This is a genomic window from Xanthobacter lutulentifluminis, from assembly GCF_043194675.2.
Lineage (GTDB): Bacteria > Pseudomonadota > Alphaproteobacteria > Rhizobiales > Xanthobacteraceae > Xanthobacter.
In genome coordinates this window covers 3,650,573-3,674,303 of the sequence record NZ_CM195525.1, presented here as the reverse complement: position 1 = coordinate 3,674,303, position 23,731 = coordinate 3,650,573, and the positions used below count along the sequence as shown (strand labels likewise).

At 71.6% G+C, this 23,731-nt stretch carries 22 protein-coding genes; 16 read left to right on the top strand and 6 right to left on the bottom strand.

The annotated features are described in order from the left end of the window. The first annotated feature begins 171 nt into the window (after positions 1–171). From V5F49_RS16920 to nadC, 10 genes are all read left to right on the top strand, one after another. Positions 172–2,976 (top strand): ligase-associated DNA damage response DEXH box helicase, encoded by a 2,805-nt coding sequence (locus tag V5F49_RS16920; RefSeq protein WP_394116716.1) that lies wholly within the window; start codon positions 172–174, stop codon positions 2,974–2,976. 558 nt (positions 2,977–3,534) lie between these two features. Continuing rightward, a complete protein-coding gene (locus V5F49_RS16915; RefSeq protein WP_394116715.1) occupies positions 3,535–3,963 on the top strand; it encodes a metallopeptidase family protein in 429 nt (142 codons plus the stop codon). A 79-nt stretch (positions 3,964–4,042) separates the two neighbouring features. After that, positions 4,043–4,594, top strand: coding sequence for a cytochrome b (locus tag V5F49_RS16910; RefSeq protein ID WP_394116714.1), 552 nt, complete (start codon positions 4,043–4,045; stop codon positions 4,592–4,594). Between the two features lie 149 nt (positions 4,595–4,743). Beyond that, positions 4,744–5,349, top strand: coding sequence for a 3-isopropylmalate dehydratase small subunit (gene leuD, locus V5F49_RS16905; protein WP_394116713.1), 606 nt, complete (start codon positions 4,744–4,746; stop codon positions 5,347–5,349). Positions 5,350–5,446: 97 nt separating this feature from the next. Continuing rightward, on the top strand, positions 5,447–6,076 hold the full coding sequence (locus V5F49_RS16900; protein WP_394116712.1) for a chemotaxis protein CheB: 630 nt from the start codon (positions 5,447–5,449) through the stop codon (positions 6,074–6,076). Next, entirely contained in the window at positions 6,073–7,110 is a 1,038-nt protein-coding gene (locus tag V5F49_RS16895) for a two-component system response regulator (RefSeq protein WP_394116711.1), read from the top strand. The genes V5F49_RS16900 and V5F49_RS16895 overlap by 4 nt, the downstream gene beginning before the upstream one ends. Positions 7,111–7,386: 276 nt before the next feature. Next, the gene (locus V5F49_RS16890; RefSeq protein ID WP_394116710.1) at positions 7,387–8,349 is read left to right on the top strand and encodes an NUDIX hydrolase; all 963 of its coding nucleotides are present in this window, start codon (positions 7,387–7,389) and stop codon (positions 8,347–8,349) included. Between the two features lie 58 nt (positions 8,350–8,407). Further along, positions 8,408–9,430 carry a quinolinate synthase NadA gene (gene nadA / locus V5F49_RS16885; protein ID WP_394116709.1) on the top strand — a complete coding sequence of 341 codons (1,023 nt, stop codon included), beginning with the start codon at positions 8,408–8,410 and terminating at the stop codon, positions 9,428–9,430. Next, positions 9,427–10,995 (top strand): L-aspartate oxidase, encoded by a 1,569-nt coding sequence (locus tag V5F49_RS16880; RefSeq protein ID WP_394116708.1) that lies wholly within the window; start codon positions 9,427–9,429, stop codon positions 10,993–10,995. Before nadA ends, V5F49_RS16880 begins: the two co-directional genes overlap by 4 nt. 35 nt (positions 10,996–11,030) lie before the next feature. Next, on the top strand, positions 11,031–11,882 hold the full coding sequence (gene nadC / locus V5F49_RS16875; protein ID WP_394116707.1) for a carboxylating nicotinate-nucleotide diphosphorylase: 852 nt from the start codon (positions 11,031–11,033) through the stop codon (positions 11,880–11,882). A 93-nt stretch (positions 11,883–11,975) separates the two neighbouring features. On the opposite strand, the gene leuC is transcribed toward nadC, so the two are convergent. Both leuC and V5F49_RS16865 read right to left on the bottom strand, forming a co-directional pair. Continuing rightward, the gene (gene leuC, locus V5F49_RS16870) at positions 11,976–13,403 is read right to left on the bottom strand and encodes a 3-isopropylmalate dehydratase large subunit (RefSeq protein WP_394116706.1); all 1,428 of its coding nucleotides are present in this window, start codon (positions 13,401–13,403) and stop codon (positions 11,976–11,978) included. Positions 13,404–13,477: 74 nt separating this feature from the next. After that, positions 13,478–13,648 carry a hypothetical protein gene (locus tag V5F49_RS16865; protein ID WP_394116705.1) on the bottom strand — a complete coding sequence of 57 codons (171 nt, stop codon included), beginning with the start codon at positions 13,646–13,648 and terminating at the stop codon, positions 13,478–13,480. Positions 13,649–13,795: 147 nt separating this feature from the next. Here V5F49_RS16865 and V5F49_RS16860 point away from each other — a divergent pair, with 147 nt between their 5' ends. Further along, complete coding sequence (locus tag V5F49_RS16860; RefSeq protein ID WP_394116704.1) at positions 13,796–14,512, top strand: MgtC/SapB family protein; 717 nt, start codon at positions 13,796–13,798, stop codon at positions 14,510–14,512. 7 nt (positions 14,513–14,519) lie between these two features. On the opposite strand, the gene V5F49_RS16855 is transcribed toward V5F49_RS16860, so the two are convergent. Next, entirely contained in the window at positions 14,520–15,326 is an 807-nt protein-coding gene (locus V5F49_RS16855; protein ID WP_394116703.1) for a TrmH family RNA methyltransferase, read from the bottom strand. Continuing rightward, positions 15,323–16,390 (bottom strand): LacI family DNA-binding transcriptional regulator, encoded by a 1,068-nt coding sequence (locus V5F49_RS16850; RefSeq protein ID WP_394116702.1) that lies wholly within the window; start codon positions 16,388–16,390, stop codon positions 15,323–15,325. Before V5F49_RS16850 ends, V5F49_RS16855 begins: the two co-directional genes overlap by 4 nt. 98 nt (positions 16,391–16,488) lie before the next feature. On the opposite strand from V5F49_RS16850, the gene V5F49_RS16845 reads away from it, so the two are divergent. Both V5F49_RS16845 and V5F49_RS16840 read left to right on the top strand, forming a co-directional pair. Further along, a complete protein-coding gene (locus V5F49_RS16845) occupies positions 16,489–17,409 on the top strand; it encodes an NAD(P)-dependent oxidoreductase (protein ID WP_394116701.1) in 921 nt (306 codons plus the stop codon). Between the two features lie 156 nt (positions 17,410–17,565). After that, entirely contained in the window at positions 17,566–18,780 is a 1,215-nt protein-coding gene (locus V5F49_RS16840; protein ID WP_394116700.1) for a site-specific DNA-methyltransferase, read from the top strand. Between the two features lie 125 nt (positions 18,781–18,905). Here V5F49_RS16840 and mutY read toward each other — a convergent pair whose 3' ends face one another. Then, a complete protein-coding gene (mutY, locus tag V5F49_RS16835; RefSeq protein ID WP_394116699.1) occupies positions 18,906–19,973 on the bottom strand; it encodes an A/G-specific adenine glycosylase in 1,068 nt (355 codons plus the stop codon). Positions 19,974–20,754: 781 nt separating this feature from the next. Between mutY and V5F49_RS16830 the strand changes: the two genes are divergently transcribed. Then, complete coding sequence (locus V5F49_RS16830) at positions 20,755–21,249, top strand: DUF721 domain-containing protein (RefSeq protein ID WP_394116698.1); 495 nt, start codon at positions 20,755–20,757, stop codon at positions 21,247–21,249. 228 nt (positions 21,250–21,477) lie between these two features. Next, on the top strand, positions 21,478–22,137 hold the full coding sequence (locus V5F49_RS16825; protein WP_394116697.1) for a DsbA family protein: 660 nt from the start codon (positions 21,478–21,480) through the stop codon (positions 22,135–22,137). Between the two features lie 116 nt (positions 22,138–22,253). Here V5F49_RS16825 and V5F49_RS16820 read toward each other — a convergent pair whose 3' ends face one another. Beyond that, on the bottom strand, positions 22,254–22,661 hold the full coding sequence (locus V5F49_RS16820; RefSeq protein ID WP_394116696.1) for a tautomerase family protein: 408 nt from the start codon (positions 22,659–22,661) through the stop codon (positions 22,254–22,256). A gap of 99 nt (positions 22,662–22,760) precedes the next feature. Here V5F49_RS16820 and V5F49_RS16815 point away from each other — a divergent pair, with 99 nt between their 5' ends. Beyond that, on the top strand, positions 22,761–23,636 hold the full coding sequence (locus tag V5F49_RS16815; RefSeq protein WP_394116695.1) for a LysR substrate-binding domain-containing protein: 876 nt from the start codon (positions 22,761–22,763) through the stop codon (positions 23,634–23,636). Positions 23,637–23,731: the final 95 nt, after the last annotated feature.

Below are 23,731 nucleotides of genomic sequence, written 5' to 3'. Positions count from 1 at the left end.
ACTCCGGGTACGGGTTCTTTCCCGCACCATGCCCCCGCGAGGGTTGACGGCCGATTAAGGACGTTGCCGCGCCCCGCGCCTGCAGGAGGAGAATGGCGGCGCGGGAACATTCGCTCGCCGGCGCCGGCCGGAAGGCTCGCGGATCGGGCCGGGGCTGCCTACATTCGCCCCGTGTCCAAGGCGAAGCGCAGGGGGGCGCGGCCCCTTCCCGAACCGTTCGAGGGCTGGTTCCGCGCCCGGGGCTGGTCGCCGCGGCCGCACCAGCTCGACCTGATCGACGCCGCCGAGAGCGGGCGCTCCGTGCTGCTCATCGCCCCCACCGGCGCGGGCAAGACGCTGGCCGGCTTCCTGCCGACCCTGATCGAGCTCACCCGGACCGAGGCCGAACGCAAGGCCCGCGCGAAGGCCGCCTTGCCGGCGAAAGCGATCCGCCTCGCCCCCTCCGACGCCCTGCCCGGCTCCGCTCCGGCCGTTGCCGGGGAACAACCGCCCAGCCCCGGCGCGCAGGCCGCGAAGGCGAAGACCAAGGCGAAGGCGAAGGACACGGCGCGCCCCGGCGCCGGCGCGGTGGCGATGCCGAGCGACCTAGCCCCCTCCGGTCCCGCCGAGCCGCCTGCGGCCCCCCTCCCCTTCGCCCGCTGGCAGGCCGAGCGGGAGAAGTCGCCGCTGCACACGCTTTATATCTCGCCGCTGAAGGCGCTGGCGGTGGACATCGCCCGGAACCTGGAGGCGCCCATCGAGGAGATGGGCCTCGACATCCGCGTGGAGACACGCACCGGCGACACGCCCGCCTCCCGCCGCCAGCGCCAGCGGCGCGATCCGCCCCATATCCTGCTCACCACCCCCGAGCAGATCTCCCTGCTGCTCGCCTCCAAGGATGCCGAGCACCTGTTCTCGGGCCTGAAGCGCGTGGTGCTGGACGAGTTGCACGCCCTCGTCACCTCCAAGCGCGGCGACCTGCTCTCGCTGGCGCTGGCGCGGCTGCGGGCCATCGCGCCCGGGCTGCAATGCGTCGGCCTCTCCGCCACCGTGGCCGAGCCGGATGACCTTCGACGCTGGCTGGTGCCGCAGGGCGGCGGCGACGGCGAGGCGGACACGGGCGCCGGGCCGCTCGCCGATCTCGTGGTGGCGCAGGGCGGCGCGGCGCCGGACATCTCCATGCTGGAGAGCCGGGCGCGCATGCCGTGGGCGAGCCACACCGCCCAGCACGCTTTCGGCGAGATCTACGAGATGATCTCGCGCAACACCCTCTCGCTGGTGTTCGTCAACACCCGCTGGCAGGCGGAATTCCTGTTCCAGGAGCTGTGGCGCATCAACGAGCTGAACCTGCCCATCGCGCTCCACCACGGCTCGCTGGCGGTGGAGCAGCGGCGCCGGGTGGAGGCCGCCATGGCAGCCGGCAAGCTCAAGGCGGTGGTTGCCACCTCCTCCCTCGACCTCGGCATCGACTGGGGAGACGTGGATCTCGTCATCAATGTCGGCGCGCCCAAGGGGGCCTCGCGGCTCATGCAGCGCATCGGCCGCGCCAACCACCGGCTGGACGAGCCCTCCCGCGCCGTGCTGGTGCCGGCCAACCGGTTCGAGGTGCTGGAATGCCGGGCGGCGCTGGAGGCGGTGCGGGCCGGGGCGCAGGACACCCCGCCCGAGCGGACCGGCGCGCTGGACGTGCTGGCCCAGCACATTCTCGGCATGGCGTGCGCCGCGCCATTTCATGCCGACGCCCTGTTCGCCGAGGCACGCTCGGCCGCCCCCTACCGCGCCATCAGCCGTGCGGATTTCGATGCCACGCTCGATTTCGTCGCCACCGGCGGCTACGCGCTGCGCGCCTACGAGCGCTACGCCAAGATCCGCCGCACCAGGGACGGCCTGTGGCGCGTCGCCAACCCCATGGTGGCGCAGGCCTACCGGCTGAACGTGGGCACCATCGTGGAAGCCTCCATGCTCAAGGTCCGCCTCGTCTCCGCGCGCGGATCGGCGCGCACCGGGGTCGCCGGACGGGTGCGGTTCGGCGGGCGGATGCTGGGCGAGGTGGAGGAATATTTCGTCGAGACCATGGTGCCCGGCGACACCTTCGTCTTTGCCGGGGAGATCCTGCGCTACGAGACGCTGGTGGAGGACGAGGTCTACGTCTCGCGCACCACCGCCAAGGAGCCGCGGGTGCCGGCCTATGCGGGGGGCAAGTTCCCGCTTTCCACCTTCCTCGCCGACGGGGTGCGGGCGCTGCTGGCGGCGCCGGAGCGCTGGCCGGCGCTGCCGCCGCAGGTGCGCGACTGGCTGGAGCTGCAGCAGGCCCGCTCACGCCTGCCGGGACGTACCGACCTGCTGGTGGAGACGTTCGAGCAGTCCGGGCGGCATTATCTCGTCACCTATCCGTTCGAGGGCCGCCTCGCCCACCAGACCCTGGGCATGCTGCTGACCCGCCGGCTGGAGCGGGCGCGCCTGAAGCCGCTGGGCTTCGTGGCCAACGACTACGCGCTCGCAGTCTACGCGGCCGGCGACATGAGCCTCGCCATCCGGCAGGGACGGCTCTCGCTCGGAGACCTGTTCGACGCGGACATGCTGGGGGACGACCTGGAGGCGTGGCTGGCCGAGAGCGCGCTCATGAAGCGCACCTTCCGCCATTGCGCGGTGATCGCGGGGCTGATCGAGCGGCGGTTCCCCGGCAAGGAGAAGACATCGCGGCAGGTCACCATCTCCACGGACCTGATCTATGACGTGCTGCGCCGGCACGAGCCCGACCACATCCTGCTGCGCGCCGCCCGCGCCGACGCCGCCACCGGGCTGCTCGACGTGCGGCGCCTCGCCGAGATGCTGGCGCGCGTCCGGGGACGCATCGTCCACCAGCCGCTGGAGCGGGTGTCGCCGCTCGCGGTGCCGGTGCTGCTGGAGATCGGGCGGGAGAGCGTCGGCGGCGAAGCCAGCGACGCTCTCCTCGCCGAGGCGGAGGAGGAACTGATTCGAGCCGCCACCGAATGAGGCGCAGCCGCCATCCGGGCCATGTCGGGACAGACTCCCGACCGGCGGCGGATGCCGTCCGGCATCCGTCTCGCAGCCGCGAAGGGGCCGCACAGGCTGTTGCGCAGGAGATACGGGCAACTAGGTACGGCCATCCTTTCATTCACAAGAGCGTGATCGGATGGCGTGCACAAGCCCCGCGCAACGTGCCGGATATCAGAACATCGGAGCCCCGAGCACGGCTGCCGTGGCGGCAGACGCCTCGTGGGGCGCGAAAAACGCAGCAATTCCAAGGATCGTCACCAGCGCACCGGTGACCGCAAGCTTCCGCAGCATGGCCACACTCCCAAGTCGCAGTCTGCATGGTTAACGATGCAGGCTGATTAAGAGTTCCTTAACCAAACCTCTCTGAACCCCATTTGATGCTTGTGTTCAGACAGTGTTCAGGAAAGTCACGGCTGCGTGACGTCCTCCCCCCTCGGAGGGGCAGGAGGATTGACCTTTGCCCCGCGCAATGCTGCATCGCCACAGGAGCGTGCCGCCCGCCGGGCGGCGCGGCGACGGCGGGAGAACAGGGCCATGACGCAGAACGGCGGCGGGCGCAGCCGGTGGCATGATGTGGAGGCCCCCGGCCTCGATGCCTTCGAGCAGCTGGCGGCGGAGGCCTTCGCCGGCCTGCCCGACTCGTTCCGCGCGCTGTGCCGCGACGTGGTGATCCGGATCGAGGACTTCCCCACCGACGAGGTGCTCGACGCGCTCGACGCGGAAACCCCGTTCGACCTGCTCGGCCTGTTCCAGGGCATCGGCCGCGCCCAGGACGGCGCCGTTTCCCAGACCGGGCAGATGCCGAACATGGTCTTCCTGTACCGTCGCCCGATCCTCGACTACTGGGCCGAGCATGAGGAAACCCTCGGCGACATCGTCACCCATGTGCTCGTGCACGAGATCGGCCACCACTTCGGGCTGTCCGACGACGACATGGAAGCCGTCGAGGACCGAGCCAATTGACCGCAGGGAAAGTGCCCCCAGGCGGCTGGACCTCGGCCGCGCTCCTTTCTTAGAATAGCTCAAAACAAGGAGGCTTCCCGTGCCCGTCGATCCCCAACTTCAGCGTTACGGCGCATCGCTTCGCGCCATCCACTGGCTCACCGTGCTCGCCATCATCACCGTCTATGGCGTCACCTATCTCGAAGAGCTGTTCGCGCGCGGGACGCCTGCGCGGGCGATGGTGTGGTGGGTCCACATGTCGGTGGGCCTGCTGGTGCTGGCGCTGGTGGCGCTGCGCATCCCGGTGCGCATCTTCGGCCGCCACCCGGCGCCGTCGCGGGCGCTGAGCCGGCCGGTGCAGATCGCCTCGGCGGCGGCGCACGGCCTGCTCTACCTGCTCCTCATCGTCACGCCGCTGGTCGGCATCTACCTCGCCTTCCTGCGCGGGGCCGACATCCCCTTCTTCGGGCTGTTCACCATCACCCCGCCGATCCCGGCGGACCGGCCGCTCGCCCGGCAGGTGCAGGAGGTGCACGAATGGCTGGCGAACGGGCTTGTGATCCTCGCCCTGCTCCACGCCGCCGCGGCCATTGTGCATCACGTGATGCTCAAGGACGACGTGCTGAAGCGTATGCTGCCGGCGCCGCGCTGACCGCGCCCGGCCGCCGGGGCCCGCTCCGGCATCGGGGCGCGGCGCTGGGCAAGCGCCGAAACGCCTGATATGGAAGGGGGGACAGGCGCCGCCGGCATCCGCCCGGCCCGCGCCGCCCCCCAACCGTCTCAGGAACGCACAAGGGTCCCATGGACAAGTTCACCGTTCTCGAAGGTGTCGCGGCGCCGCTGAAGCTGGTCAATGTCGATACCGACATGATCATCCCCAAGCAGTACCTGAAGACGATCAAGCGCACCGGCCTCGGCAAGGGCCTGTTCTCCGAGATGCGCTACAAGGAGGACGGCTCGGACGAGCCCGGCTTCGTCCTGAACCAGAGCGCCTACCGCAATGCCAAGGTTCTGGTGGCGGGCGACAATTTCGGCTGCGGCTCCTCCCGTGAACACGCCCCGTGGGCGCTGCTCGACTTCGGCATCCGCTGCGTGATCTCCACGTCGTTCGCCGACATCTTCTACAACAACTGCTTCAAGAACGGCATTCTGCCCATCGTCGTCTCCAAGGACGAGCTGGACAAGCTGTTCGACGATGCCGACCGCGGCTCGAACGCCACCCTCACCATCGACCTGCCGGCGCAGGAGATCCGTGGTCCGGACGGCGGCGTGATCCACTTCGAGATCGACCCCTTCCGCAAGCGCTGCCTGATCGAGGGGCTGGACGACATCGGCCTCACCCTCGAGAAGGCGCCGGCCATCGCCGCCTTCGAGACCGCCAAGGGCGCCGAACGCCCCTGGCTGTGATGACGCGCCGGGCGCTGCCGGCCACGCGCGGGCCCGAGGCATCGCGCCCCCGGACGGCGCGCGCGCCGCGCGGCGATAGCACCCGAGGCGCACGCCGGTGAACCGGCGCCTGCCCGACGCCCTCGACCGGGCCCTCGACCGCGCCACGCGGGAAGGGCCCGCCCGGCGGGCGGTCGTGGTGGGTGCCTCCGCCGGCGGGCCGGCCGCGCTCCAGCAGTTGCTGCCTGGCCTCGATCCCGCGCTGGATGCCGCGGTCGTGGTGGTGGTCCATGTCGGTCCCGACGGGCCCGACCTGCTCCCCTCCCTGCTCGACCGGAGCTCGGCGCTGCCGGTTGTGCTGGCGACCGAGCGTCGCCCCCTGGTTCCCGGGGTCGTGCACTTCGCGCCCAGCGGCTATCACCTGGAAGTGGAGCGGGACCGGCGGTTTTCCCTCTCGACGGACGCGCGGGTATGCTACTCCCGTCCTTCAATCGATGTGTTGTTCACGAGTGCAGCGGCAGCGTATGGCGAAAGTCTCGCGGGCGTGGTGCTCAGCGGGGCCAGCAGCGACGGCGCCGAAGGGCTGGGGACTATTCGCGACCTGGGAGGTCTCGCTCTGGTGCAGACGCCGACTGAAGCCGAGATCGACACCATGCCCGCGGCGGCGCTGGCCCGGGCCGGCGCCGACCTGTGCGCGCCCGTGACGGAGCTGGCGCAGCGCATCAACGCCTTCGGACGGCGCGGATGACGCCGGCCGCGCCCGCAGCCGAGGAGCTGCCCAAGATCCTGGTGGTGGACGACGTCCGCGCCAATCTCGTCAGCATGCGCCGGCTGCTGTCGCCGGTGAAGGCGCAGATCTTCGAGGCCCATTCCGGCAACGAGGCGCTGGCCCTGTGCCTCGACCACCGCTTCGCGCTGATCCTGCTCGACGTGCAGATGCCCGACATGGACGGGTTCGAGGTGGCCTCGCTGCTGAACAACGATCCCGAGACCTGCGACATCCCCATCGTGTTCGTGACCGCGGCCTATCACGACGACATCAACCGCCTGAAGGGCTACACGTTCGGGGCGGTGGACTACATCGCCAAGCCGATCAACGACGCGGTGCTGCTGTCGAAGGTCACGGTCTTCCTCGACCTGCACATCTCCAAGCTGCGCCTGAAGGGCGCGCTGGAGGAGCTGGAGAAGCGCAACCGCCAGCTGGAGGTGGAGATCGAGGAGCGCCGGCGGGTCGAGAAGCAGATCCGCCACATGGCCACCCATGACGCGCTGACCGGCCTCGGCAACCGCATCCTGTTCGTGGACCACCTCTCCCGCGCCCGGGCCCGCGCCCAGCGCGACAAGACCTCGTTCGCCCTGCTCTACATCGACATCGACGGCTTCAAGCAGGTGAACGACCGGTTCGGCCACCTGATGGGCGACCGGCTGCTGTGCGCCATCGCCGAGCGGCTGCGCGGCAGCCTGCGGCACGAGGATTACGCCGTCCGCCTCTCGGGCGACGAGTTCGCCGTCATCATGGTCGGACTTGCTGCCGCCGAGCAGGCGCTGGAGCAGGGCGAGCGCCTGTGCCTGCTGCTGCGCCAGCCCTATGCCATCGACCTCGACGGCGGCACCCCCGCCTTCACCATCGGCGCCAGCATCGGCATCGCGCTGTTTCCCGACCATGCGCGCGAGGAGGCCGAGCTGATCAAGCTGGCCGACGCGGCCATGTACCAGGTGAAGCAGCAGGGCAAGGCCGGCGTCCGCCTCTGCAGCACGGACGCCGCGGCCACGGCGCCCTAGAACGGTCTCGCACGAAGCGGATACTGGTTCGGGACGAGAGCCGCCTGGATCGATGATCGGGCGCGATGTTCGCGCGCCAGGGTGATTGGAAATCACGCTGGAGGACGGTCCGCGCCGGCTCCGGCCCCGGGCGCCCCTCGTCGGCGGCCACGCCCCGCCCGCGCGCCCTTGTGGGCGAAGGGTCGACGCGCGCCCGGGCCGCCTTTCTCGGCTGCCGCGCCCATGCTATCGCAGAGCGATGGGACGGCGCAGCCGGCCCCGCCGTCCGGGAGCATCATGCCGAGTTCGCCGCGCGCCAGCAGATCCGTCGCCGTCGATCTCATCGCCGTGCTCGCGGCCGTCACCGCGGGGGAGCCGCGGGTGATGACCGTGGACCGGGGCAGCGCCCTGCCTTCCGGCCCGTTCGGCCTCGCCCACCGCTCGCTTCAGCAGGGCCTGCGCGACTGGGTGGAGCAGCAGACGCACCATCCGCTCGGCTATGTGGAGCAGCTCTACACCTTCGCCGACAAGGATCGCGCCGGGGCGGAGACCGGCCCGCGCACCATCTCCATCTCCTATCTCGGCCTCACCCGGGAGCAGGGCGATGCCGAGGCCGGCTGGCACGGCTGGTACGAATACTTTCCCTGGGAGGACCACCGCGCCGGGCCGCCGGCCCTCATCGGACGGCAGATCGCGCCCGCCCTCGCCGCCTGGGCGGATACGGCGCCGGGCCCCGGTGCCCGCGCCGAGCGGCGGATGCGCGCCGCCGCCACCTTCGCGCTGGACGGCGCCCGCTGGAACGAGGAGCTGACCCTCCAGCGCTACGAGCTGCTGTACGAGGCCGGGCTGGTGGCCGAGCGGCTGCGCCATGACGCAAGCGAGGCAGGCAACGGCGCGGGCGAGCCGGCCGTCCCCGAACCCCTCGGCGCCGGGCGCCCCATGATCGCCGACCACCGGCGCATCCTCGCCACCGGCATCGCGCGGCTGCGCGCCAAGATCAAATACCGCCCGGTGGTGTTCGAGCTGATGCCCCCCACCTTCACCCTGCTGCAGCTGCAGCGCTGCGTGGAGGCGATCGGCGGGCGCACCCTGCACAAGCAGAATTTTCGCCGGCTGATGGAGCAGCAGGAACTGGTCGAGGAGACCGGCGGCACCACATCCGAAACCCTTGGCCGGCCTGCAAAACTCTTCCGCTTCCGCCACGCGGTGCTGGAAGAGCGGGCGCTGGCGGGAACGAAATTGCCCCTCGCACGCTCTTGACAGTGCTTATGCTCAGTATAAGCATATGACCAACATATGCTCAAACTGAGTATAGACAATGGTTGGATACGCCCAGACTGCGGCCCCGGTTGCCGCCCGAGTTGCCGCCGCCGAGACCCTCGCCCGCACCGCCCCGCTCTATGAGCGGATCCGGCGGGTGGTTCCCCCCGCCGACTGGGCCTTCCTGGCCGATGACGCGGAAGCCATCCTGCGCCTGAAGCGCGAGCGCAACGCGGTCATCCTCGCCCACAATTACCAGACGCCCGAGATCTTCCACTGCGTGGCCGACATCGTCGGCGACAGCCTCGCCTTGGCGCGCGAGGCCATGCGGGTGGATGCGGACGTGATCGTCCTCGCCGGCGTCTACTTCATGGCCGAGACGGCGAAGCTCCTGAACCCGTCCAAGACCGTGCTGATCCCGGATCAGGACGCCGGCTGCTCGCTGGCCGATTCCATCACCGCCGCCGACGTCCGGCTGATGCGCCAAGCCCATCCCGGCGTGCCGGTGATCGCCTATGTGAACACCTCGGCCGCGGTGAAGGCGGAGGTGGACGTGTGCTGCACCTCCGGCAATGCGGCGCGGGTGGTGAAATCTTTCGGCGTGCCCAAGGTCATCATGCTGCCGGACCAGTATCTGGCGCGGAACGTGGCGGCCGAGACCGGGCTCGAGATCATCACCTGGGCCGGCCAGTGCGAGGTGCACGAGCGCTTCACCGCCGCCGACGTGCGCGAGCTGCGCGCCGCCCATCCCGGCGTCACCGTGCTGGTGCATCCCGAGTGCCCGCCGGAAGTGGTGGCGGAGGCCGATTTCGCCGGCTCCACCGCCGCCATGAGCGATTATGTGGGCCAGAAGCGCCCGCCGCGCGTGGTGCTGCTCACCGAATGCTCCATGAGCGACAACGTGGCGGTGAACTACCCGGACATCGACTTCGTGCGGCCGTGCAACCTGTGCCCGCACATGAAGAAGATCACCCTGGCCAACATCCGCAAGGCGCTGGAGGAGAACCGGCACGAGGTGACCATCGCGGCGGACGTGGCGGACCGCGCCCGCGCCTCGGTGGAGCGGATGCTGGCGCTGTGACCGCGCCCGAGCGGCTCGAGGGCCGGCCGATCATCGTCGGCGCCGGCATCGCCGGGCTCGCCGCCGCCCTCTTCCTCGCCCCCGAACCGGTGGTGCTGGTCACCCGCGCCCTGCTGGGCGGTGACGGCTCCAGCCCGCTGGCGCAGGGCGGCATCGCCGCGTGCGTCGGCGCCGATGACGATGCCGACCTCCACCTGTCCGACACCCTCGCCGCCGGCGACGGCCTGTGCGATGCCGATGCGGCGCGCCGCATCCTGGCTGCCGGCCCGGCCGCCATCCAGGCGCTGGAGCGGCTCGGCGTCGCCTTCGACCGCACGGCGGAGGGCACGCTGGCGCTGGGGCTGGAGGCCGCCCACAGCCGGCGGCGCATCGTCCATGCCGACGGCGACGCCACCGGGCGGGAGATCGTGCGCGCCCTCGCGGCGGCCGTGCGGGCCTGCCCATCCATCACCGTGGTGCAGGCGGACGCGCGGCGCATCCTGATGGAGGACGGCGCGGTGGCCGGCCTGCTGGTGGTGCGCGGGGCGGAAGCCCAGGTGTTGCGCACCCGCCGGCTGGTGCTCGCCACCGGCGGCATCGGCGCGCTGTTCGAGCACACCACCAATCCCGCATCCGCCTTCGGCATGGGCCTCGCGCTCGGTGCCGAGGCCGGAGCGGTGCTGGCGGACCCGGAATTCGTGCAGTTCCACCCCACCGCGCTGGCCGCCGCCGCGCGCCCGCTGCCGCTGGTGAGCGAGGCGGTGCGCGGCGAGGGCGCGACCCTCGTGGACGCCGCCGGCCGCCGCTTCCTCGCCCGCGTGCCGGGGGCGGAGCTCGCCCCGCGCGACGTGGTGGCCCGCGCCGTGTGGCAGGAGATCATGGCCGGGCGCGACGTGTTCCTCGATGCCCGCGCCAGCCTCGGCGCGCGCTTTTCCGGGCGCTTCCCCTCCATCGCCGCCGGATGCCGGGCGGCGGGCATCGACCCGGAGCGCGACCTCATCCCCATCCGCCCCGCTGCGCACTACCACATGGGCGGCATCGCCGTGGACGCGGAGGGCCGCAGCTCCATCGACGGCCTGTGGGCGGCCGGCGAAGTGGCCTCCACCGGCCTGCACGGCGCCAACCGACTCGCCAGCAATTCGCTGCTGGAGGCGGTGGTGTGCGGTCGCGCCGTGGCCGAAAGCGTCGCCGGCGCCGGTGCGCGCCCCGCCGCGCGGTGCCGCGCCGCGCCGGCCCTGCCGCCCGCGCCCGATGCCGGCCCGGTGCGCCCCTTGGTCTCCCGCCATCTGGGGGTGACGCGCGATGCCGCCGGCATTTCCACCGCCATCGCCCGCCTGCTGCCTCTGGCGGAGGGCACCGGTCCTGCCGCCGCGCCGGCCCGCGTCGCGCTCATGATGGCAGTCTCAGCCCTCGCCCGCACCGAGAGCCGGGGCGCCCATGCGCGCACCGATTTCCCCGCCCGCGCGCAGGCTGCACGGCGCTCGCGGATCACGCTGGCCGAAGCGCTCGCCGCGGCCCGCGCGCTCACCGCCGAGGCCCACTCCCGGCGCGCCGTCGCGGCGCCCGTGGCCGCGCTCGGCGCCTGAACGCACCTCTTTCTCCCATCCGGACGGACACATCCATGGCCCTCGACCCGCTTCCCGAGCTGATGGTGGAGCCCATCGTGCGCGCTGCGCTCCTCGAAGATCTCGGACGCGCCGGAGACATCACCACCGATGCCGTGGTGCCCGCCGGCCATGTGAGCCGGCTGGTGCTGGCGGCGCGCCAGCCGGGCGTGGTGGCGGGGCTGGACTGCGCCCGCCTCGCCTTCCGCCTGCTGGATGCTTCCGTGCATTTCACCCCGCGGGTCGCCGACGGCACGGCGGTGGAACCCGGCACCGTGCTGGCGCAGGTGGAAGGCCCCTCCCGCGCGCTGCTCACCGGCGAGCGCACCGGCCTCAACCTCGCCTGCCGCCTCTCCGGCATCGCCACTGCGACGGCCGGGCTGGTGGCGGCGGTGGCGGGCCACCGGGCGCAGATCGTCTGCACCCGCAAGACCACGCCGGGCCTCAGGGCGCTGGAGAAATACGCGGTGCGCGCCGGCGGCGGCTCCAACCACCGCTTCGGCCTCGATGACGCGGTGCTCATCAAGGACAACCACGTGGCCATCGCCGGCTCGGTGCGCGAGGCGGTGGCGCGGGTGAAGGCGCGGGCCGGGCACATGGTGAAGATCGAGGTGGAGGTGGACACCCTGGCCCAGCTGGAGGAGCTGCTGTCCATCGGCGCCGACGCGGTCCTGCTCGACAACATGGACCCGCCGACGCTGGCGGAAGCCGTGCGCATGGTGGGCGGACGCATGCTCACCGAGGCCTCCGGCCGGGTGAGCCGCGACACCGCCCCGGCCATCGCCGCCTCCGGGGTGGATCTCATCTCCGTGGGCTGGCTGACCCACAGCGCGCCCATCCTCGACATCGGCCTCGACTGGGTGGGCTGAACTTCCGCGCAAACGAAAACGGCCGGGCAAGAGCCCGGCCGTTCGCATTCAGGAAGCCGCGCGGCGCTCGGAGCACCGAGGGCCGTTCAGAACTCAGGACGCCTTGGGCCAGTGGCGCACGTCCACGAACTTGCCGGCGATGGCCGCCGCCGCCGCCATGGCGGGGGAGACGAGGTGGGTGCGGCCCTTGAAGCCCTGCCGGCCCTCGAAATTGCGGTTCGAGGTGGAAGCGCAGCGCTCCTCGGGCGCGAGGCGGTCGGCATTCATGGCGAGGCACATGGAGCAGCCCGGCTCGCGCCACTCGAAGCCGGCGGCGAGGAAGATCTTGTCCAGCCCCTCGGCCTCCGCCTGCTCCTTCACGAGGCCGGAGCCCGGAACGATCATGGCGTTGACGTTGGCGTTGACGGTGTGGCCCTTCACGATGGCCGCCGCCTGGCGGATATCCTCGATGCGGCCGTTGGTGCAGGAGCCGATGAACACCCGGTCGATGCCGATGTCGGTGATCTTGGTGCCGGCGGTGAGGCCCATGTAGGCCAAAGCGCGGATCTTGGCGGCGCGCTTCACCTCGTCGGCGATCAGCTCCGGATCCGGCACCATGCCCTCCACCGAGATCACGTCCTCGGGGCTGGTGCCCCAGGAGACGATGGGCGGCAGGTTGGCGCCGTCGAGCCGGATCTCGCTGTCGAAATGGGCGCCCTCGTCGGTACGCAGGGTCTGCCAGAACTTCACCGCCGCATCCCAGTCCGCGCCCTTGGGCGACTTGGGACGGCCCTTCAGGTACTCGAACGCCTTCTCGTCCGGCGCCACGAGACCGGCACGGGCGCCGCCCTCGATGGACATGTTGCACACCGTCATCCGCCCTTCCATGGACAGGGAGGTGATGGCGTCGCCGGCATATTCGATCACGTAGCCGGTGCCCCCGGCGGTGCCGATGGTGCCGATGATGGCGAGCACCACGTCCTTCGCGCCCACGCCCTCGGGCAGCGGCCCGGTGACGGTGACGCGCATGTTCTTTGCCTTCTTCTGGATCAGCGTCTGGGTGGCGAGCACGTGCTCCACCTCGGACGTGCCGATGCCGTGGGCGAGCGCGCCGAATGCGCCGTGGGTGGAGGTGTGGCTGTCACCGCAGACGATGGTGGTGCCGGGCAGGGTGAAGCCCTGCTCGGGACCCACCACGTGGACCACGCCCTGGCGCTTGTCGAAGCCGTCGTAATACTCGACGCCGAATTCCCTGGTGTTCTCGGCCAGCGCGGCGATCTGGGCGACGCTCTCCGGGTCCGGATTCGGCAGGGTGCGGTCGGTGGTGGGGACGTTGTGGTCCACCACGGCGAGCGTCTTCTGCGGCGCGCGCACGGTGCGGCCGGTGGAGCGCAGGCCCTCGAACGCCTGCGGGCTCGTCACCTCGTGCACCAGGTGGCGGTCGATGTAGAGCAGGCAGGTGCCGTCATCCTGCCGGGCGACCACGTGGTCGTCGAAGATCTTGTCGTAGAGGGTGCGGGGGCCGTTCGCGGAGGCGGTCATCGGATCTGTCCTGAGGAGAGGCCGGCGCGCGCGGGCGGCCGGTCCGGTGTCTGTGACGGGTGTGCTCGGGCGCGTCAGGCGCGAAGCTGGGCCGAGGCCGCCGTCGTGAAGCGGCCGAAGAAGCGGCCCGGCAGGCGCACGTGGTCGGGCACCGCCGCGAACTCCATGGTGGTGCGCGCGAACGGGCCGGCGGCGCACAGGGCCACCCGGCTCAGGATCTCGATAGGCGCGCACGCATGAGGCATGGGCCGGCTTGTACCAGTTCCAGCCTGCCGCGACAATCCGGCGCGCGGGCATGTGAAAACGTCTTCAGCGCCGCTTTCCCCTTGCCCTGCCGGCCGATGACGGCGAGGAAGTGCCCCCATCGGCACCGGCGGCTGGGGGACATCGCCTTGCGCTTCATCGCGACCTTCGATGCGGTTTCCTTTCTCGACACGATGGTGAGCCTTTTCGCCGCCTTCGTGCTCGGCACCCTGATCGGCGCGGAGCGGCAGTACCGCCAGCGCACCGCGGGCCTGCGCACCAACGTGCTGGTGGCGGTGGGCGCGGCCGCCTTCGCCGATCTCGCCTCGCGCATCGGCGGGCCGACGGATGCCATGCGCGTGGTGGCCAACGTCATCACCGGCGTGGGCTTCCTCGGCGCCGGCGTCATCATGAAGGAAGGCCTCAACGTGCGGGGCCTGAACACCGCCGCCACCCTGTGGTGCTCGGCCGCCGTGGGCAGCTGCGCCGGCACCGACATGCTGGCGGAGGCGGTGCTCATCACCTTCATCATCATCGCCGGCAACACCATCCTGCGCCCGGTCGCCAAGGCCATCGACCGCATCCCCATCGACGACCGGCGCTCGGAAGTCAGCTACGAGGTGCGCGTGACGGTGGACACGCCGCAGCTCACCGCCCTGCGCGACACGTTGATCGAGGCGCTGGAGGCGGCGAAATATCCGGTCGGCGACGTGGAGGAGGCGCCCGGGCCGGACTATACCGCCGTGCTCATCGCCAAGCTGGTGGCCACCGCCGTGGAGCCGGCCGAGCTCGATGCGGTGACGGACCGGCTCGCCGCGCTTCCGGGCGTGCGCCACGCCACCTGGGAAAGCACCACCGAGGAGTGAACGCGCCTCACACCCCGGCCAGATGGTGCAGCACGATGCCGGAGGTTGTGGCCACGTTGAGGCTGTCGAAGCCCGCCGCCATGGGGATGGAGACGGTGCGGGTGCGGGCCATCACCGCATCCGGCAGGCCCGGCCCCTCGGTGCCGAACAGGGCCGCCACCCGCTCCGGGCGTTGCAGCCGGGAGAGCACCTCGCGGCCGGAGGGCGAGAGCGCCACCGTCTCGAACCCCCGCGCGGCAAGAATGTTCAGCAGGCTCGCGGCATCCGCCACGCGGGCGAACGGCACCACGAGGCTCGCGCCCACCGACACCCGGATCGCCTTGCGATAGAGCGGATCGCACGAAGCGCGGTCGATCAGCACCGCATCGGCGCCGAAGGCGGCGGCGTTGCGGAAGATGCCGCCCATGTTGTCGTGGTTGGTGAGGCCGAGGGCCGCCACCACCAGCGCCCGTGGCCCCAGCCTGTCCAGCAGCGCGCCCGGCTCCGGCAGCGGCCGCGCCGCGCCCAGCGCGAGGATGCCGCGATGGATGGGAAAGCCGACGATCGCGTCCATCACCGCCTGCCCGGCCACAAAGACGGGGAGCTCGGCAGGCAGCGCCGCGATCACGTCCGCCAGCCGCTCGGCCTGCTGTTGCGACAGCAGGAGCGACAGCAGCCGGTGCCCGCCCGCCTCCCCCAGCCGCGCGGCGAGGAGGCGCAGCACCACCTCGCCCTCGGCCATGAAGCGGCCGTCGCGGCCCACGAGGTCGCGCTCGCGCACCGCGTGATAGTCGGCGATGCGCGGGTCGTCGGCGTCGGCAACCGGAACGATCATGCGGGCCGGCGCTTCACCGGCACGGGCGGCGCGGTGGTCGAGCGCACCACCAGCTTCGGCGCCATCTCCACCCGCTCCACCGGGCGGGCGGGATCGGCGATGCGCTTCAGCACGAGATCGGCGGCGGCCCGGCCATACTCGGGGATGAAGGTGTGCACCGTGGTCAGCGGCGGATGCCAGAGCTTCGATTCGGCGATGTCGTCATAGCCCACCAGCGAGAAGTCCGTGCCGGCGGTGAGGCCCGCCGCCTGCAGGCCCATGAGGGCGCCGAAGGCGGAGAGATCGTTGAAGCAGACGGCCGCGGTGGGCGGCTCCTCCAGCGCCAGCAGGCGGCCCACCGCCCGGCGGCCCTCCTCGCGCAGGCCGGGCCCCTCCATCACCAGCTGCGGGTCGTAGGCGATGCCCGCGGCCGCCAGCCCCGCCCGGTATCCGGCGAGGCGCTTGCGGCCGGTGGAAATGGCGTCATAGCCGCCCACCATGCCGATGCGCCGGTGCCCCAGCTTCACCAGATGGGCGACGCCCAGCGCCACACCCGCCGTGTCGTCCGAGCCGGCGAAGTCGAAGCCCGAGCCCTCGATCTCGCGCGTCACCTGCACCACCGCGATGCCGGTGGAGGCGAGCGCCCTGAGGTCGTCGACCGTGGAGAAGGCGGCCGGGGAGACGATGAAGGCATCCGGACGATATTCCGCGAGCGTGCCGAGGGTGCGCGTCTGCCGCGTCACATCCTCCTGGCTGACGCCGAGGAGCACCGTCTTGCCGGCGGCGGACAGCGCCTCCTCCACCGCCGCGAGCAGCTCGGTGAAGGACGGGTTGACGATGTCGTGCAGGCCCATGGCCACGATGTTGGTGCGCGCGGTGCGCAGCGCGGCGGCGCCGCGATTCGCCACATAGCCGCGCAGGCGCGCCGCCTCCTGCACCTTGAGGCGCGTCGCCTCCGCCACCATCGGGCTGTCGCGCAAGGCGAGCGAGATGGTGGCAGTGGAAAGCCCGAGCTCGCGGGCGAGGCCCTGGAGCGTGACCTTGCCGAGGGGAGGTGAGGCCTGAGCGGGGATCGTCTCGTCCATGGGCGTTCCCTATAACCGGAACCGATGTGTCTCGCGCCATCCTTATCTTCATGCTAAACGATTTAACCGTTGGGCCAAGACCTATCGGGAGTGGAATTATGACCAAGGCGCGCGTGGGCTTCATCGGCGTCGGCCTCATGGGCCACGGCATGGCGAGCAACATCCTGGCCAAGGGCTTCCCGCTCACCGTACTGGGCCACCGCAACCGGGCTCCGGTGGAGGATCTGGTTGCCAAGGGCGCCGCCGAGGCCACCTCCCCCGCCGACCTGGCGCGGCGCAGCGACATCATCGTCCTGTGCGTCACCGGCGCGCCGCAGGTGACCGAGGTGCTGCGCGGCGAGAACGGCATCCTCGCGGGCGCGCACGAGGGCCTGCACATCGTCGACACCTCCACCTCCGAGCCGACCCTCACCATGGCGCTGGCGCAGGAGCTGGCCGGGCGCGGCATCGCCTTCTGCGACGCGCCGCTCGGCGGCACGCCGATCCAGGCGGAGACGGGCCAATTGTCCGCCATGGTGGGCGCGACCGATACCGCCTTCGCGGTGGTGGAGCCCACCATCGCCGCCTTCGCCAGCCGCATCGTGCGGGTGGGCGCGCCGGGGGCCGGGCACACCATGAAGCTGCTCAACAACTTCCTGTCTCTGGGCTACGGCGCCATCTACGCCGAGGCGCTGGCCATCGCCGCCAAGGCGGGCGTGACGCCGCAGGTGTTCGATCAGGTGATCCGCGGCGGGCGCATGGACTGCGGCTTCTACCAGACCTTCATGGGCTATGCGCTGGAGGGAAACCCCGAATCGCACCGCTTCACCATCACCAATGCGCACAAGGACATGCGCTACGTCACCAACCTCGCCACCAACACCGGCGCGGCCGCCTTCATCAGCGCCACCGTCAAGAATCTCTATGCCACCGCCGACGGCCTCGGCTACGGCGCCAGCAACGTGCCGCTGATGGTGGACGTGGTGGGGCGCATGAACGGCGTCCCGCCGGTGACCGATCGGCGCGAGGCGGCGGAATAGCGCGCCGGGCGCCGCGCGGGGAGGCTCGGGCCCGGATGATCCGAGCGCGTGCCCGACACGGCATTTCGGTTGCCGCCGGGCGCATCCCCTTCACCCGCCTTTAACCCCTGCCCCCCACACTGCAACCCGTGCGTAAGCGTTGCGTAGGGTTGCGTCATGCGTAGTGTGGCCAAGGGGGCGGCCGGGCGGACGGCGCGCCGGTTGGGCGTCCGTCCGGAGTATCCCGAACCTGCCCCCTTGGCGGCCCCCTCCCCCGTGGGGAGCGCCGCCGGGCTGCCGCTCGATCAGGTGATCCTGGGCGACAGCGTGCGCGCCATGGCGGCCCTGCCCGCCGGCAGCGTGGACCTCGTGTTCGCCGATCCCCCGTACAATCTCCAGCTCGGCGGCGAGTTGAAGCGGCCGGACGAAAGCCGCGTCGATGCGGTGGACGACGCCTGGGACCAGTTCGAGAGCTTCGCCGCCTACGACGCCTTCACCCGCGCCTGGCTGCTGGCCGCGCGCCGGGCGCTGAAGCCCGACGGCACGCTGTTCGTCATCGGCTCCTATCACAACATCTTCCGCGTCGGCGCGATGCTGCAGGATCTGGGCTTCTGGATCCTCAACGACATCATCTGGCGCAAGGCGAACCCCATGCCCAACTTCCGGGGCCGCCGCTTCACCAATGCCCACGAGACGCTGATCTGGGCGGCGCGCGACCCGCAGGCCCGCTATACCTTCAATTACGAGGCGTTGAAGGGCGGCAACGACGACGTTCAGGTCCGCTCCGACTGGCTGTTCCCCCTGTGCACCGGGCAGGAGCGGCTGAAGGATGGCGCCGGGCGCAAGCTGCACCCCACCCAGAAGCCCGAGGCGCTGATCGCCCGCGTGCTGCTCTCGGCCACCAAGCCGGGGGATGTGGTGCTCGATCCCTTCTTCGGCTCCGGCACCACCGGCGCGGTGGCCAAGCGCCTGCGCCGCTCCTTCATCGGCATCGAGCGGGAGGAGGCCTATGCCGAGGCCGCCCGCGCCCGCATCGCCGCCGTCGAGCCCCTGTCCGAGGCCGCCCTCATCGCCCCGCCGAGCGCGCGGGAAGCGCCGCGCGTCGCCTTCTCGGCGCTGGTGGAGCGCGGGCTGGTGACGCCGGGCGCGGAGCTCACCGACGCCAAGGGCCGCTTCCGCGCCGTGGTGCGGGCGGACGGCACCATCGCCCTCGCCGAGCCGGCGCCCGGAGCCCAGAACGTCGGCTCCATCCACCGCGTCGGCGCCCTCGCGCAGGGGGCGGAAGCCTGCAACGGCTGGACCTTCTGGCACGTGGAGGAGGCCGGCCGCCGCCACCCCATCGACGTGCTGCGCGCCCGCCTCAGGGCGGAGATGGGCATCGCGGCGGAGTGAGCCCGGCCGGGCTCGCGTCGCACGCCCCCAGACGGCGAGGCGCCGCCCCGCCCTGCGCACCTGCACGGATGACTGCACAGAAGCGCCCTGCGCAGGACGATCCCGCGGCGCCGAACCTTGCGGCCTTAACGCGCCGGCGCATCTCCCACCCGCCCGTGGGCGAGCACCTTGCGCATGAGCGAGGGCAGCGCCTCGGCATCGAAATCCCTCGGCAGCACAAAGCGCGCGCCAGCCGGTGCCGGCGTGCCGGCGGGCAGGTCCGCGCGCCACACGGCCAGCTCCAGCTCGAAATGGGTGAACACGTGCCGCACGCTTCCCGGCAGCGGCCGCCAGCGCGTCTCGAGCGGAGCGTGGACGGCCGGGTCCGCCGGCATCGCCGCGCCGCGTGCAGACCAGGGGGTGGCCGGCACCTCGGTCATCTTCGCCAGCAGGCCCTTGTCGGGGCGGGTGCGCAGCAGCACCGCCCCGTCGGCACGGACCGCCAGGAAGGCGACGCCGGCCCGCCGCGGCTTCTCCCCCTTCGCCGCCTTCACCGGATAAAGCGCCGGCTCGCCCTCCGCCCGCGCCCGGCAGGCGGCGGTGAACGGGCAGAGCGGGCACGCCGGGGAGCGCGGCGTGCAGATGGTGGCGCCCAGATCCATCATCGCCTGCGCGAAATCCCCCGGCCGCGCGTCCGGCGTGAGGGCGGCGGCCAACGCCTTGATGACGGGCTTCGCGCCGGGCAGCGGATCGGCCACCGCATGAAGGCGGGAGATGACGCGCTCGATGTTGCCATCCACCGGGCTCGCCTTGCGGTCGAAGGCGATGGCGGCGATGGCGGCCGCCGTATAGGGGCCGATGCCCGGCAGGGCGAGCAGCGCAGCCTCTTCCTGCGGGAAGGCGCCGCCGTGCCGCTCCGCCACCGCCTGAGCGCAGGCGTGAAGGTTGCGCGCCCGGGCGTAATAGCCGAGCCCCGCCCAGGCCGAGAGCACCTCTTCCAGCGGCGCCGCCGCGAGGTGCGAGACCGTGGGCCAGCGCGCGAGAAAGGCGCCGAAATAGGGCCCCACGGCCTTCACCGTGGTCTGCTGCAGCATGATTTCCGAGAGGAACACATGGTAGGGATCCGCCCGCCGCCCCGGCTCGGCACGCCACGGCAGCCGGCGACGATGGCGATCATACCAGGCGAGGAGGTCGGCGGGATCGGGAGCGTGCACAGGTGCACGGAGGGGCTGCGCGGGACGGGCGACGCCTACCGGCGCGCCGGCACCCTCCCCGCTCGCCCCGGCCTCAACCAAGACAGTGCGCTGGCGGCGCTTCCCCGCACCGACCGCGTCCACGGGAAGCGCGAGCTGATGTTGAAGCCCGACATCCCCCGGCGCGCCGTGCTCACGAAGAACCGGGCGGTCCGCGGCCTCCCCGCGCTCCTCCGAGACCGCGGGAACGGGAGCGGTACCGGCAATGGCAGGCCGGCGGCGGCCGCGGGCGGCCCTTGAGCCGGGCCTGATGCCGGAATCGCCGACGGAATCGCTGGCGGCCTTAGCCCCAACCTGCGTGCCGACCCGTATTTCGGCCCGGACGCCGGGATCGGCGGCGGCTTCGGCGAAGGGATCGGTGCCGGCCCGGGCGGCCTTCCCGGCGCCGGCGGCAGCGGCCCGCTGCGAGCCTTCCCTCGCGGCTTCCCTGGCGGCTTCCTTGGCCCCTGCCCTTGTGGCGGTGCGATCGTCGGGAGAGGATGTCATGGCGCCAAGGTGGCCGCCTCGGCGCCCGCCGGCAAGGGGATGGCGGCAACAGGATGCCGGCCGCCGCCGCACCCGCGCGCCTCTGCGCCCCCATAGATACGCCCCCATGGATACGCCGCCTGCGCCGGTCCACGCGCGGCGCTGCTCCACCGTTGGCATTGATCGATCGGTGGCGTTGATCCACAGTCCCCGGCGCCCGCCGTGCCGGCGCGGCCGCCGTTCCACCACACCCGCAACGATCCGCACAGAGCCGCCCGTGTCCCGCCCCGCTCCTTCCCGCCGCCGCGCCGGCCCCCGTCCCCTCGCCAATTTCGTGGCGCCGGGCATCGCCGACGTGTGCGGCAAGGCGGGTTTCTCGGCGGTGGAGGTGGTGACCCACTGGGACGAGATCGTCGGGCCGGACCTCGCGCCCCGCTGCCTGCCGGTGCGCCTGCAATGGCCGCGCGAGGAGGGCGCCGCCGCCACCCTCGTGGTCCGGGTGGAGGGCGCCTATGCCATCGAGCTGCAATACGCGGCCGGCATCATCGTGGAGCGGATCAACTCCTATTTCGGCTGGCGCTGCGTCGGCCGGCTGCAGCTGCGCCAGGGGCCGGTGCCGCAGCGCCACGCCCGCCCGCCCGCGCCCGTCGAGCCGGACCGGGCCAGCGTCGCGACGGTGCGCGAGGAGATCGGCCGGTTCGAGGACGAGGCGCTGGCCGCCTCCCTCGCCCGCCTCGGCGCGCTGGTGCGGCGCGAGCGCGGGCGCTCCTGATCCTTCGGGCCCGGATGCTGAACGAGCTGTGATCGCAGCGCGGTTTGCCGCCACAAGGGCGACATGTTAGAGCGCGAGGAATGGTGAGGCATTCCCCCGTGCCTGCCGGGTCCGCGCGCGCCACAGGCCGCGCAGCACGATCCGGGAGGCGCGACGGGCAAGGCTTCCGCCACCCGGGCGCCCACGCAGGCGCCGCGACCATTTCTTCCGGTCCTCTCGGAGATGTCCATGATTGTCGATCGCCGCCGCTTCCTGGTCGGGGCCGGCCTTGCCGCCCTCGCCGCCGGCCTGGGCGTGCCCTTCACCTTCGAGCCGGCCGCCGCCCAGACGGTGGAGCAGGCCAAGCTGATGGCGCCCGCGGCCAGCCCGCTGCCGGAGAAGGCGCTGGGCAGCGCCACCGCGCCGGTGACGGTGATCGAATACGCCTCGATGACGTGCAGCCATTGCGCGGCCTTCCACACCACCACCTTCCCCGAGCTGAAGACGAAGTACATCGACACGGGCAAGGTGCGGTTCGTCTTCCGCGAGTTCCCGTTCGAGCCGGTGGCCACCGCCGCCTTCATGCTCGCCCGCTGCATGCCCGAGGACAAGTATTTCCCCATGGTCTCGACCCTGTTCGAGACGCAGAAGACCTGGGCCTTCAGCAACGATCCGGCCGCCGGCCTCCTCGCCGTGGCCAAGCAGGCGGGCATGAGCCAGGCCGATTTCGAGAAGTGCCTGACCGACCAGAAGCTCGGCGAGAACGTGCAGGAAAGCGCGCTCTACGCCAACAAGGAGCTGGGCGTGAACGCCACGCCCACGTTCTTCATCAACGGCAAGAAGATCTCCGGCGCCCTCGGCATCGCCGAGTGGGACAAGGAGCTCGCGCCCCTGCTCGCCGGCAAGTAGCGCCTGCGAGTGATACGCGCGGCCGGTCCTGCGGGGCCGGCCGGTTCTGGATGTGGCGGGTGGCGACGCCCTGCCTCAAGGCGCCGGCGCGCACGCCCGGCGCCTTTTTTTGCTTCTCAGGCGGCGCGCAGCTTGCGCTCCACATAGCGGCTTTCCTGGGTGCGCCCGCCGTAGCCATAGGCATCGGCCTTCACCTCCCGCACCAGGATGTAGCTCTCCGGATGAAGCCGGGGCAGCAGTTCGGCCATGGCGTCGAACACGGACTGAAGGTAGGCCGCCTTCTCGTCCTTGGTGTTGGTGCCGTCCACGATCAGGATGTCGAGGGCGAAGGAGGAAGCGTTCGCCTCCACCAGCGATCGCCCGCCCACGAACCACTGCTCCCCCGGCACGAACGAGACGGCGACGGCGGTGAGCGCCGGGTCCTTGCGCAGGATGCGGGCGGTGAGGTCCGACAGGGTGGCGGCCGCGCGGGCGGCGAGGGCCGGGTCCGGCGCGCCGGAGAGCTTGACGTCGAGAAGGGGCATGGCAGCCTCCGTTTCAGTGAGCACGGCGAGAAGCTAGCGCCGGAATTATCATGAGAAAAATTGAATTCAAAAATCTCAGAGATTGGTTATCCTCATGAAATGATCCGCAACCTCGACCTCGATCTCCTGCGCAGCTTCGCCGCCGTGGCGGACCTCGGCTCCATTTCCGCCGCCGCCCGCAAGGTGGGGCGCAGCCAGTCGGCGGTGAGCCTGCAGATGGACCGGCTGGCCGAGATGGTGGGCTTCCAGGTGCTGGAGCGGCGCGGCCGCGCCGTCTCCCCCACGCCCCGCGGCGCCGCCTTCCTGGACGACGCCCGGCGCCTGCTGGACCTGAACGACCACCTGCTCACCCAGCACGTCCATGGCGCCTTCGCCCAGCCGCTGCGGCTCGGCTTCGTGCAGGACGTGGGCGAGGCGGTGATGCAGCGCATCCTCACCCGCCTCGCCGCGAGCTTCCCGCAGGCGCCCATCACGGTGCGCGTGTGCACCACCTCCACCATGCTGGACAAGCTGAAGGCGGAGGATCTCGACCTTGCCGTGGGGCTGCGCAACGACAGCGATCTGCCCGCCACCCTCATGCTGCGCGAGCCCATGATCTGGATCGCCGCCCGCCACCTGCGGCTCGACCGGGACCAGCCGGTGCCGCTGGTGCTGTTCGAGACGCCGTGCGTGTGCAGGAGCGCCGCCATCTCCGCAATGAATGCGGCCGGGCGGCCGTTCCGCGTCGCCTTCACCAGCCCCAGCCTGCCGGGCCTGATGGCCGCCGTCGGCGCGGGCATCGGCGTCACCGTGCGCTCGCCGCGGGCGCTGCGCCCCGACCTCGCGGTGGTGGCCGACCTCGACCGGGCGGCTCTGCCGGACATGGAATTCATGCTCTATGCGCGCCCCGGCAACCGCCCGCCGGCGCTCGGCAAGGTGGAGGAGATCCTGACGGAGGAGCTCCGGCGCGAGCATCCGCTCTACGCGGTCGCCTGAGCCGGCGGGCGGGTCGGCGCCGCCACGCTGGACATCGCCCGGCCCAGTCCCCACCTTTGCCACATATGGACCGCCCGGGGGTCTGCCCCTTTTCT